Raw genomic sequence first — 11,571 nt, forward strand, 5'->3', positions numbered from 1 at the left:
GCTTATTCCGCCGCCTGCTTGAAGCCGCTCTTGGCCAGCGCCGAGCATTCCGCCATCACGGCCGATGCCCGCGCGATCGGGTTGGTCAGGTAGAAATCCTTGACCGGCGAGGTGAACGTGCCCTTGTTCAGCCGCCCGCCGAGCTTCGCCACCCTGGCGATGTCCTCGGCGTTACCGGCCGCGACCTGATCGATGCGGGCCAGATGCGGATACTCGCCGTAGAGCTTGGCGCGCAGCTGCGGCAGCGAATCGAATGGCAGCTTCTTGCCCAGCACATCCGACAGCGCCCTGATGATCGCCCAGTCTTCGCGGGCATCGCCGGGTGCGAAGCCGGCGCGGTTGGTCTGCTGCACGCGCCCTTCGGTGTTGACATAAGTGCCCGATTTTTCGGTGTAGGCAGCGCCCGGCAGGATGACGTTGGCGCGGTGCGCGCCGGCGTCGCCATGAGTGCCGATATAGACGACGAAGGCGCCGCCGGTCTTGCCCATGTCGATCTCGTCGGCGCCGAGCAGGAACAGCACGTCCATCTCGCCCAGCATGCCGGCAACGCTCTTGCCGCCCTCGCCCGGCACGAAGCCGAGATCAAGACCACCAACGCGCCCAGCCGCGTTGTGCAGCACGGCAAAGCCGTTCCAGTCAGCCCTTGCGGCATTGACGGCCGTGCTAAGCTTCGCCGCCTGGCCGAGCACGGCGGCGCCATCGGCGCGCGCCAACGCGCCCTGGCCGACGATGATCAGCGGATGCGTCGCCTTCTTCAGCGTCTGGAAGAACTTGCCATTGCCGTCGGCCAGATCCTTGAGCGAATCCGGCCCGGCACCCAGCTGTTCATACTCGTAGCGCGTGTCGCCGATATCGCCGATGACGCCGACCGGCAGGTTGCCGACCCGCCAGCGCTTGCGGATCCGGGCATTGAGCACGGAGGCTTCATAGCGCGGATTGGCGCCGATGATCAGCACCGCGTCGGCCTGCTCGATGCCTTCGATGGTCGGGTTGAAGATGTAGCTGGCCCGGCCGAGCGACGGATCGAGCGCCGCGCCATCCTGGCGACAGTCGGTGTTCTTCGAACCAAGCGAGGCCATCAGCAGCTTCAGCGCGTAGATTTCCTCGACCGCGGCGAGATCGCCAGATATGGCGCCGACCTTGTCGGGGGCCGCCTTCGACACCGCGTCCTTGATCGCCGAAAAAGCCTCGGCCCAACTCGCGGGAACCAGCTTGCCATCCTTGCGCACATAGGGGCGGTCGAGGCGCTGCGTGCGCAGGCCGTCCCAGATGAAGCGGGTCTTGTCGGAAATCCACTCCTCGTTCACCTGCTCGTTGATGCGCGGCAGGATGCGCATCACTTCGCGACCTCTGCTGTCGACGCGGATCGCCGAACCGACGGCGTCCATCACGTCGATGGATTCGGTCTTGGTCAGCTCCCACGGCCGCGCCTGGAAGGCGAAGGGCTTGGAGGTCAGCGCGCCGACGGGGCAAAGGTCGATGACGTTGCCCTGCAGCTCCGAGGTCATCGCCTGTTCGAGATAGGTGGTGATCTCGGCGTCCTCGCCACGGCCGATCAGGCCGAGCTCGGAGATGCCGGCGACCTCGGTGGTGAAGCGGACGCAACGCGTGCAATGAATGCAGCGGTTCATCACCGTCTTGACCAGCGGGCCGATATACTTGTCTTCGACCGCGCGCTTGTTCTCGTGATAGCGCGAGGAATCGACCCCGAAAGCCATCGCCTGGTCCTGCAGGTCGCACTCGCCGCCCTGGTCGCAGATCGGGCAATCCAGCGGATGGTTGATGAGCAGGAATTCCATCACGCCTTCGCGGGCCTTCTTGACCATCGGCGTGTTGGTGAAGATTTCCGGCGGCTCGCCATTCGGGCCGGGACGCAAGTCGCGCACGCCCATGGCACAGGATGCCTGCGGCTTGGGCGGCCCGCCCTTCACCTCGATCAGGCACATGCGGCAGTTGCCAGCGATCGACAGCCGCTCATGGAAGCAGAAGCGCGGCACTTCCGCGCCTGCGTCCTCGGCCGCCTGCAGCAGCGTATAGTGGTCGGGTACAGTGATCTCTTTCCCGTCGACCTTGAGCTTTGCCATTCGCCTCAAACCCCTGCGGATTTCCCGCAATCTCTTTTTCCGGGCGCGATCGAAACCGCGTCCCGCATTTCATTCACTTCTTGACGGCGAGCGCCGCCGCTTGGGCAGTCCAATCGTCGCGGCCGATGCGGCCGGAAAGCGACAGATAGTCCTCGACCCAAGCAACCTCTTCCTGCGTCCATGCAGCGATCTGGGCATACGTCCAGATGCCGAGGCCGTTCAGCACCTTCTCAAGCTTCGGGCCGACGCCCGATATCGCCTTGAGGTCCGACGGCTTCGCCGGCTTGTCCATGGCCTTGGGCTGCCTGAAATCCTCCGGCATCAACCCGGCCGGTACCGCGCCCGCTGTCGGGCCGGCATCGACGACTGGCGCCGTGTCGGCTGCTTCCCTGGCAACCATGTCGGTCACATCCTGCGCGAAGGACTGGGCTTCGGCGATCAAGGTCTTGGTCGCCGCGCGCGCCTTGGAGGCACTTCTTTCCGTCTCCGACAAGCGCTCGGTGCGCGCCTCGAAGTCGTCGACGATCGGCTGCAGCAGTCGCTGCGAGGCTTCGGCCGCGCCCGAAAGCGCACCCATCCAGACGCCGAAAGCGTGGTTGGCGAGCCCAATGCCGAGCGCCGACATGGCCGCGACACCAGCAACAGGGTGCGCAAGAAGGTTGACGGCGCTCGCCATCTCCTTCGGCATCATCCTGGTCAGGTCCTGGTTCATCTTCTCGAGCTGGTCCAAATTGGGCATCAAAGGGTGGGGTGTCGAATACGGCGCCATAGATATCTCCTGGTCGTTTGTTCGTTCGCCCGCCCCGGCTTTCTTGCTTCGGGCCTTCGCCCGCATTCACAAATTCTTCTATTCCGCCGCCACCATCACCGGCTCGGCCCGATGCGCGTTGCGCGAAAACTCGTCGATGCGACGCTCCACCTCGCCGCGGAAATGCCGCATCAGGCCCTGGATCGGCCATGCCGCCGCATCGCCCAGCGCACAGATCGTGTGGCCTTCGACCTGCTTGGTGACATCGAGCAGCATGTCGATCTCGCGCTTCTGCGCCTCACCGCGCACCAGCCGCTCCATCACCCGCCACATCCAGCCGGTGCCTTCGCGGCACGGCGTGCATTGGCCGCAGCTCTCATGCTTGTAGAAGTAGGAAAGCCGCGCGATCGCCTTAACGACATCGGTCGACTTATCCATAACGATGACAGCCGCCGTGCCGAGGCCGGACTTGAGGTCGCGCAGCGCGTCAAAATCCATCGGCGTGTCGATGATCTGCTCGGCCGGCACCAGCGGCACCGAGGCACCACCCGGAATGACCGCGAGCAGATTGTCCCAGCCGCCGCGAATGCCGCCGCAATGCGTCTCGATCAGTTCGCGGAACGGGATCGACATCGCCTCTTCGACCGTGCACGGATTGTTGACGTGGCCGGAGACGCAGAACAGCTTGGTGCCGACATTGTTCGGCCGGCCGAAGGACGAGAACCAGGCAGCACCGCGACGCAGGATGGTCGGCGCCACCGCGATCGATTCAACATTGTTGACGGTGGTCGGGCAGCCATAGAGGCCGACATTGGCCGGGAATGGCGGCTTCAGCCGGGGCTGGCCCTTCTTGCCTTCCAGGCTTTCGAGCAGCGCCGTCTCCTCACCGCAGATATAAGCGCCGGCGCCGTGATGCATGTAGATGTCGAAGTCGTAGCCGGACGTGTTGTTCTTGCCGATCAGCTTGGCTTCGTAAGCCTCGTCGATGGCCCGCTGCAACGCCTCGCGCTCGCGGATGAACTCGCCGCGCACATAGATGTAGGCGGCAATCGCGCCCATGGCGAAACCGGCGAGCAGCGCACCCTCGACCAGCGTGTGCGGATCATTGCGCAGGATGTCGCGGTCCTTGCAGGTGCCGGGCTCGGATTCGTCGGCATTGATAACGAGGTAGCTCGGCCGGCCGTCGCTCTGCTTGGGCATGAACGACCATTTCAGGCCGGTCGGGAAGCCGGCGCCGCCGCGTCCGCGCAGGCCAGACGCCTTCATCTCGTTGACGATCCAGTCGCGCCCCTTGGCAACGATGCCGGGCGTGTTGTCCCAGGCACCGCGCGCCATCGCGCCGGCCAGCGACTTGTCGAAGAGGCCGTAGATGTTGGTGAAGATACGGTCTTTGTCCTGGAGCATTTTTCGTCCCTCAGACCGGCTTCTTGCCGAAGACGCGGATGTATTCGGCGACACCGCCCTTGGCGAGCGCCTTGGCCTGCTTGACCCAGTCGTCGCGCTCGATACGGCCTTGGAAAGAGAGGTAGCCGTCCACCCACTCGCGCTCGGCCTTCCTCCACGACGCGACCTGCGCGAAGGTGAAGATGCCTAGCGTATGCAGGATGCTCTCGATCTTCGGGCCTACGCCGGAGATTAGCTTGAGATCGTCGACCAGCGCCGGTTTGGCGATGCCGGCCGGGCGGTTCTTGTCTTCCAGCGACGGTTTGGCGGCAGCCTTCGCGGCCGGCGCCTTGGTTTCCGGTGCCTTGTAAGCAGCGGCAGGCTCGGCCTTGGTCTTGGGACCATTGCGCTGCTTGGAGACCTGCTCGACCTCTGGAGCGGCCGTGTTGGCATTGGCGGCCGAATGCAGCGGTGCGGCCACACTCGCCGCCTTTTCAGCCGCCGGCGCGACCTTGGTCTTTGAGGGTGTCTTCAAGGCCGGGCTGGTTTCAGGGGCATCGGTCTTTGGCTTGCTGGCATTCGAAGGCGCCGCCGGGGCGGCCGATGCCTGCGCCGCCGGTGCGGCAGCGGCCGGAGCGGTGGCAGCAGCTGGTGCCGCGTCCTTGGCGGCCTTGGTGGCTGCCTTGGCTTCCTTGTCGCGGGTCGACTTGAGGATCGCCTTTTCGCTCTTGAGCGTCGTCAGGCCAGAGGCCGGCTCCGAGCCGGCGCGGCCGTTCTGCGGTCCCGGGGCCACCGAGGCACCCTTGCCGGACTCGTAGAGATCGATGATCTCGGCAAGCCGTTCCGGCGTCAGATCCTCGAACGTGTCCTTGAAGATCATCACCATCGGCGCGTTGACGCAGGCGCCGAGGCATTCGACCTCTTCCCACGACAAGGTGCCCTTGTCGTTGGTGTGGAACTGGTCGTGATGGATCTTGGAGCGGCACACATCCATCAGCGCTTCGGAGCCGCGCAGCATGCAGGGCGTGGTCCCGCAGACCTGGATGTGCGCGCGCGTGCCGACCGGGTTCAGCTGGTACTGCGTGTAGAAGGTCGCGACTTCGAGGCCACGGATTCGAGGCATGCCGAGCATGTCCGAAATCGTCTCGATCGCCGCCTTCGTCACCCAGCCTTCCTGCTCCTGCGCCAGCATCAAAAGCGGGATGATCGCCGACTGTTCGCGGCCCTTCGGGTACTTCTTGATCCATTGCTTCGCCGCTGCCGCGTTCGCCCGGTTGAAGGCGAAGGATGCTGGCTGGACGCTGGCTTCTGCGAGACGGCGGACTGACATTTAGCGATCGACCTCACCAAACACGATGTCGAGGGAGCCGAGAACGGCGGTGACGTCGGCCAGCATGTGGCCGCGGCAGAGGAAATCCATAGCTTGCAGATGCGCGAAGCCGGGTGCGCGCAGCTTGCAGCGATAGGGCTTGTTGGAGCCGTCGGAGACCAGGTAGACGCCGAACTCGCCCTTTGGCGCCTCGACGGCAGCATAGACCTCGCCGGCCGGCACGCGGTAGCCCTCGGTGTAGAGCTTGAAGTGATGGATCAGCGCTTCCATCGAGCGCTTCATCGCCTGGCGCTTGGGCGGCACCACCTTGCCGTCGAGGTTCGACACCGGGCCGGTGCTTTCCTTGCCGAGCAGGAGATCGACGCACTGGCGCATGATCTTCGCCGACTGGCGCATCTCTTCCATGCGCACGAGGTAACGGTCGTAGCAGTCGCCATTCTTGCCGATCGGAATGTCGAAGTCCATTTCCGAATAGCATTCATAGGGCTGCGACTTGCGCAGGTCCCAGGGCGCGCCAGAACCGCGCACCATGACGCCGGAAAAGCCCCAGGCCCAGGCGTCGGCCAAGGAGACCGTGCCGATGTCGACATTGCGCTGCTTGAAGATGCGATTGCCGGTCAAAAGCGCATCGAGATCGTCGATCGACTTCAGGAACGGGTCGATCCACTTGCCGATGTCCTCGACCAGCTTCTGCGGCAGGTCCTGGTGGACGCCGCCGGGACGGAAATAGGCGGCATGCATGCGCGAGCCGGAGGCGCGCTCATAGAACACCATCAGCTTTTCGCGTTCGACGAAGCCCCACAGCGGCGGCGTCAGCGCGCCGACGTCCATCGCCTGCGTCGTCACATTGAGGATGTGCGACATGATGCGGCCGATTTCGCAGTAGAGCACGCGGATCAGCTGGCCGCGCTTCGGCACGTCGATGCCGAGCAGGCGCTCGGCGGCGAGCGCGAAGGCATGCTCCTGGTTCATCGGCGCGCAATAGTCGAGCCGGTCGAGATAAGGTATGGCCTGCAGATAGGTCTTGGCCTCGATCAGCTTTTCCGTGCCGCGGTGCAGCAGCCCGATATGCGGATCGACGCGATCGACGACTTCGCCGTCGAGCTCCAGCACAAGGCGCAAAACGCCGTGCGCCGCCGGATGTTGCGGGCCGAAATTGATGTTGAAATTGCGGACGGAGGTTTCAGCCATTCTGGCGCCTCAATTCGTCTTGGCTTTTTCGTCCCCGGGCAGCACGTAGTCGGTGCCTTCCCAGGGGGAAAGAAAATCGAAATTGCGGAATTCCTGCTTGAGCTCGACCGGCTCGTAGATGACGCGCTTGGCCTCGTCGTCGTAGCGCACTTCGACGAAACCGGTCAGCGGGAAATCCTTGCGCAGCGGATGGCCTTCGAAACCGTAATCGGTCAACAGGCGGCGCAGGTCGGGATGGCCCGAGAACAGCACGCCATAGAGATCGTAGGTCTCGCGCTCGAACCAGTCGGCGCCGGGATAGACGTCGGTGATCGACGGCACCATCGTCTCCTCGTCGGCCTGCACCTTGACGCGGATGCGCACGTTCTGCTTCGGCGACAACAAGTGATAGACGACGTCGAAGCGCTTGGCCCGCGACGGATAGTCGGCGCCGCAGACGTCGATGATCGAGATGAACTGGCAGCGCGCATCGTCGCGCAGGAAGGTCATCACCTCGACCAGATCGCGCGGCTCGACATGGACGGTGAGTTCGCCATAAGCGATATCAGCGTCATTCACGCGGCCGATCAGCTTCTCGCCGAGATAGGTCGACAGTTCGCTCAGGGATGCGGTCATGGATTTACCGTTCGATCGTGCCGGTGCGGCGGATCTTCTTCTGCAGGAGAAGAATGCCGTAGAGCAGCGCTTCGGCGCTCGGCGGGCAGCCGGGCACATAGATGTCGACCGGCACGATGCGGTCGCAGCCACGCACCACCGAATAGGAATAGTGGTAGTAGCCGCCGCCATTGGCGCACGAGCCCATCGAGATGACGTAGCGCGGCTCCGGCATCTGATCGTAGACCTTGCGCAACGCCGGCGCCATCTTGTTGGTCAGCGTGCCGGCGACGATCATGATATCGGACTGACGCGGAGACGCGCGCGGCGCGACGCCGAACCGCTCCGAGTCGTAGCGCGGCATCGAGGTGTGGATCATCTCGACCGCGCAGCAGGCAAGGCCGAAAGTCATGAACATCAGCGAACCGCTGCGCGCCCAGGTGATCAGCGCCTCGGTAGAAGTGACGAGAAAGCCCTTGTCGGCCAACTCATTGTTGATCTCGAGGAAGAAGGGATCGTCCTCCCCCACCGGCCTGCCGGTGTTGGGATCGATCAGGCCCTTGGGCTTCGGCGCGATGAGCGTGCCGGAACTGTCGTTCAATCCCATTCAAGCGCTCCTTTTTTCCATTCGTAGGCAAAGCCGATGGTCAGCACTGCCAGGAACACCATCATCGACCAAAAACCGAGCATGCCGATCTTCGAGAATGATACCGCCCACGGAAACAGGAAGGCCACTTCCAGATCGAAGATGATGAACAGGATCGACACCAGGTAGAAACGGATGTCGAACTTCATGCGGGCATCGTCGAACGAGTTGAAGCCGCACTCGTAGGCGGAAAGTTTTTCGGGATCGGGATTGCGGTAGGCCACCAGGAAGGGTGCGGCCAGCAGCGCCAGGCCGACAACCAGCGCCACGCCGATGAACAGGACGATGGGCAGGTACGAACTGAGAAGTGCGTTCATGCAGCGGCTTTCCGTTGGCGCCAATCCATTCTGATTACAGCACCGGACCTTATTGCGGAAGCGTGACAGTTTAACCGCTGAACCGTTTTAAGGGGCCTATGCTGCAACGCGGCGAGGGTTAGCGCAGCACTTCCGGCGAAGCAAGTCAAACCTTGTTCAAAACGATGACCTGGACGGCATATACGGGGAAACTGGTCCGATCCGCTCCTGTTTGATTTCCTTCACTTTTTACTCCACTTTTCTCTCCTGACATATATGCTGCCAAAACCCTGCTAGCATCCCGCGGAATCACGATCCCCTGCCCGCCCGAACCCGGTTTAGAGTCGCATCAGCATGAAGGAAAAAATATCGCTTCCCACGGCCAGGCGCATAGCACTCGCCGCCCAGGGTTTTGCCGACGCCAGACCGGCCGCCACGCCTGATCGACGGCATCTGACCCGCGTGCTTGCCCGCACCGGCTTGCTGCAGATCGATTCCGTCAGCGCCGTGGTGCGCGCTCATTATATGCCGCTTTATTCGCGCCTTGGCCCCTACCCGCTCGCTTTGCTCGACAACGCCGCGGTGACGCGCAAGCGCACCGTGTTCGAATACTGGGCGCATGAGGCCTCGTTCCTGCCGGTCGAGACGTACCCGCTGATGCGCTGGCGCATGCAGCGGGCCGAGCGCGGCGATGAGATGTATTCGGGCCTGGCCAAATGGGGCCGCGAACACGCCGCCTATATCGAAGAGATCTACCGCGCGGTCGTGGAGCGCGGCCCGATCGCCGCTTCGGCACTGGAAGGCCAGAAAGGCTCGGGCGGCTGGTGGGGCTGGAGCCATGCCAAGCATGCCTTCGAATGGCTGTTCTGGGCCGGCCGCATCACCACGGCGCACCGCCGTGGCTTCGAGCGTTTCTATGACCTGCCGGAGCGCGTGCTGCCGCAGGCGATCCTCGATCTGCCGGTGCCAGCCGCCGAGGACGCGCACCGCGAATTGCTGCGCATTTCCGCCCGCGCCCACGGCATCGCGACGTCAGGCGATTTGCGCGACTATTTCCGTCTGTCGCCCGCCGACATGAAAGGCCGGCTGGAGGAACTGGTCGAGCTCGGCGAGCTGGTGCCGGTGCGTGTCGACGGCTGGGATAAGCCAGCTTACCTTCACAGGGACGCACGCATACCTCGAAAAATCGAGGCACGCGCTCTGCTGGCGCCGTTCGATCCGGTCGTCTTCGAGCGGTCGCGCTCGGAGCGATTGTTCGATTTCCACTATCGCATCGAAATCTACACGCCGGCCGATAAGCGCCAGTACGGCTATTACGTCCTGCCCTTCCTGCTCGGCGACAGGATCGTGGCCCGCGTCGACCTCAAGGCAGACCGACCTGCCAGCGTATTGCGTGTCCATGCGGCCTATGCGGAGCCAAGTGCACCCGCCGAAACCGCCTCCCAGCTGTTCGAGGAATTGAAGCAGATGCAGGGCTGGCTGGGCCTCGAACGCATGGAAGTGACGCCTGCAGGCGACCTCGGACAGCCACTTGCCGACATTGCCGCGTCGTAGACGTGCGTTGACACGGCTGTCCCTACAAGCCTAAATCCGGTCCAGACGGTCTCCTCTCGGCAAAGGGAGGAGCCAAGAGGGAATGCGGTGCGGGATCGCAAGATTTCAAATCCGCGGCTGTCCCCGCAACTGTAAGCGACGAGCCTGGGCCGAAAACCACTGGGATGTTCCCGGGAAGGCGGCACCGAGGCGATGACCCGCGAGCCAGGAGACCTGCCGTCTGAGAGATAAAGAATCCGATCGCCTGGCGGGTTTTCCGGGCAAGGAGCCTGATTTGGAACGCGACAGCAGTTTTTCGGCTGAGACAGCGGACGTATTGTCCGATGACGCCTTGACCGGCGTTACCGTGATCGTCTGCGCCTCCTGTCGCGACGAAACCGGTTCCGACGCCCATCCCCGCGCCGGCGAATTGCTTGCGGACGACACACGCCGCGCCGCCTCTGGGGAAGATATCCGCATCCGCAGCGTCGAATGCCTCGGCAATTGCAGGCGCCGGCTGAGTGCTGCGATCCTGCGCGACGGCTGCTGGAGCTACGTCTTCGGCGACCTGAGCGCGACCAGCGGCGCCGATCTCGTCACCGGCGCAAAGCTCTTCGCCACCTCGACGGATGGCCTCATCCCATGGCGGGGCCGTCCCGACTCGCTCAAGCGCGGCCTCGTGGCCCGCATTCCTCCCCTCGACATGCTGAAGGACCAGATATGACAGCCTCCGTCTCCCGTATTCCCTGCACTGTCGTCACCGGCTTCCTCGGCGCCGGCAAGACGACGCTGATCCGCCATCTCCTGGAAAACGCCGGCGGCAAGCGTATCGCCATCATCGTCAACGAGTTCGGCGACATCGGCATCGACGGCGAGATCCTGAAGGGTTGCGGCATCGACACTTGCCCGGAGGAAAACATCGTCGAGCTGGCCAACGGTTGCATCTGCTGCACCGTCGCCGATGATTTCGTGCCCGCGCTCGACCAGATCCTGTCGCTGACGCCGAAGGTCGACCATATCCTGATCGAGACTTCCGGCCTCGCTCTGCCCAAGCCGCTGGTCCAGGCCTTCCAGTGGCCGACTGTGAAGAGCCGGGTGACCGTCGACGGCGTTATCGCGGTGGTCGACGGCCCGGCGCTGGCCGAAGGCCGCGTCGCCAACGACATGGACGCACTTCAGGCGCAGCGCGCTCAGGATGGGACGCTCGATCACGACGACCCGGTCGAGGAGGTGTTCGAGGACCAGATCGCATGCGCCGACCTCATCATCCTGTCGAAGAGCGATCTGATGGACGCCGCCGGCTCCGCCCGCGCCAATGCCATCATCAATGAGCACATCGCCCGCGCCGTGAAGATCGTGCCGACCTCGCAGGGCAAGGTCGATCCCTCGGTGCTGCTGGGCCTCGGTCTCGCCGTCGAGAACGACATCGAAAACCGCAAGACCCACCACGACGACGAGCTCGACCACGAGCATGACGACTTCGACAGCTTCGTCATCGATATTTCCTCGATCGCCAACCCGGAAGAGCTGGCAAGACGCGTCGCCACCGCAGCCGAGGAAGAAAACGTGCTGCGTGTAAAAGGCTTCGTCGAGGTCGGCGGCAAGCCGATGCGGCTTTTGCTGCAGGCCGTCGGGCCGCGCGTCAATCATTACTATGACCGCGCCTGGACCGCAGCGGACGACCGCCGCTCTCGCCTCGTCGTCATTGGCCTGAAGGGGCTGAACCGCCCGGCGATCGAGCGTATCCTCGCCGGCTGATTTTAACG

11 protein-coding genes and 1 riboswitch are annotated in these 11,571 nt (G+C 63.7%); of the genes, 3 read left to right on the forward strand and 8 right to left on the reverse strand.

Annotated features, from left to right (window positions below):
* Positions 1-2 precede the first annotated feature (2 nt).
* The 8 genes from nuoG to BLS48_RS03500 all read right to left on the reverse strand — a co-directional run bounded on the left by nuoG (position 3) and on the right by BLS48_RS03500 (position 8,293).
* Entirely contained in the window at positions 3-2,084 is a 2,082-nt protein-coding gene (nuoG, locus tag BLS48_RS03465) for an NADH-quinone oxidoreductase subunit NuoG (RefSeq protein ID WP_091575552.1), read from the reverse strand.
* 73 nt (positions 2,085-2,157) lie between these two features.
* Positions 2,158-2,853, reverse strand: coding sequence for an NADH-quinone oxidoreductase subunit E (locus tag BLS48_RS03470; protein WP_091575669.1), 696 nt, complete (start codon positions 2,851-2,853; stop codon positions 2,158-2,160).
* Between the two features lie 78 nt (positions 2,854-2,931).
* Positions 2,932-4,236 (reverse strand): NADH-quinone oxidoreductase subunit NuoF, encoded by a 1,305-nt coding sequence (gene nuoF / locus BLS48_RS03475; RefSeq protein WP_091575553.1) that lies wholly within the window; start codon positions 4,234-4,236, stop codon positions 2,932-2,934.
* 10 nt (positions 4,237-4,246) lie between these two features.
* Complete coding sequence (locus BLS48_RS03480; RefSeq protein ID WP_091575554.1) at positions 4,247-5,545, reverse strand: NADH-quinone oxidoreductase subunit E; 1,299 nt, start codon at positions 5,543-5,545, stop codon at positions 4,247-4,249.
* Positions 5,546-6,736, reverse strand: coding sequence for an NADH-quinone oxidoreductase subunit D (locus tag BLS48_RS03485; protein WP_091575555.1), 1,191 nt, complete (start codon positions 6,734-6,736; stop codon positions 5,546-5,548).
* 9 nt (positions 6,737-6,745) lie between these two features.
* Complete coding sequence (locus BLS48_RS03490; RefSeq protein ID WP_091575556.1) at positions 6,746-7,351, reverse strand: NADH-quinone oxidoreductase subunit C; 606 nt, start codon at positions 7,349-7,351, stop codon at positions 6,746-6,748.
* A 4-nt stretch (positions 7,352-7,355) separates the two neighbouring features.
* Positions 7,356-7,937, reverse strand: a complete 582-nt coding sequence (locus tag BLS48_RS03495; RefSeq protein ID WP_091575557.1) for a NuoB/complex I 20 kDa subunit family protein — start codon at positions 7,935-7,937, stop codon at positions 7,356-7,358.
* Positions 7,928-8,293 carry an NADH-quinone oxidoreductase subunit A gene (locus BLS48_RS03500; RefSeq protein WP_010910112.1) on the reverse strand — a complete coding sequence of 122 codons (366 nt, stop codon included), beginning with the start codon at positions 8,291-8,293 and terminating at the stop codon, positions 7,928-7,930. Before BLS48_RS03500 ends, BLS48_RS03495 begins: the two co-directional genes overlap by 10 nt.
* Positions 8,294-8,626: 333 nt before the next feature.
* On the opposite strand from BLS48_RS03500, the gene BLS48_RS03505 reads away from it, so the two are divergent.
* The 3 genes from BLS48_RS03505 (at position 8,627) to cobW (ending at position 11,563) form a co-directional block, all read left to right on the forward strand.
* On the forward strand, positions 8,627-9,826 hold the full coding sequence (locus tag BLS48_RS03505) for a winged helix-turn-helix domain-containing protein (protein ID WP_091575558.1): 1,200 nt from the start codon (positions 8,627-8,629) through the stop codon (positions 9,824-9,826).
* Positions 9,827-9,855: 29 nt separating this feature from the next.
* Positions 9,856-10,061, forward strand: a riboswitch (cobalamin riboswitch).
* 39 nt (positions 10,062-10,100) lie between these two features.
* Positions 10,101-10,529, forward strand: coding sequence for a DUF1636 family protein (locus BLS48_RS03510; RefSeq protein WP_091575670.1), 429 nt, complete (start codon positions 10,101-10,103; stop codon positions 10,527-10,529).
* Entirely contained in the window at positions 10,526-11,563 is a 1,038-nt protein-coding gene (gene cobW / locus BLS48_RS03515) for a cobalamin biosynthesis protein CobW (RefSeq protein WP_091575559.1), read from the forward strand. The genes BLS48_RS03510 and cobW overlap by 4 nt, the downstream gene beginning before the upstream one ends.
* The last annotated feature ends 8 nt before the right edge of the window (positions 11,564-11,571 follow it).

This window comes from Mesorhizobium qingshengii, from assembly GCF_900103325.1.
Lineage (GTDB): Bacteria > Pseudomonadota > Alphaproteobacteria > Rhizobiales > Rhizobiaceae > Mesorhizobium > Mesorhizobium qingshengii.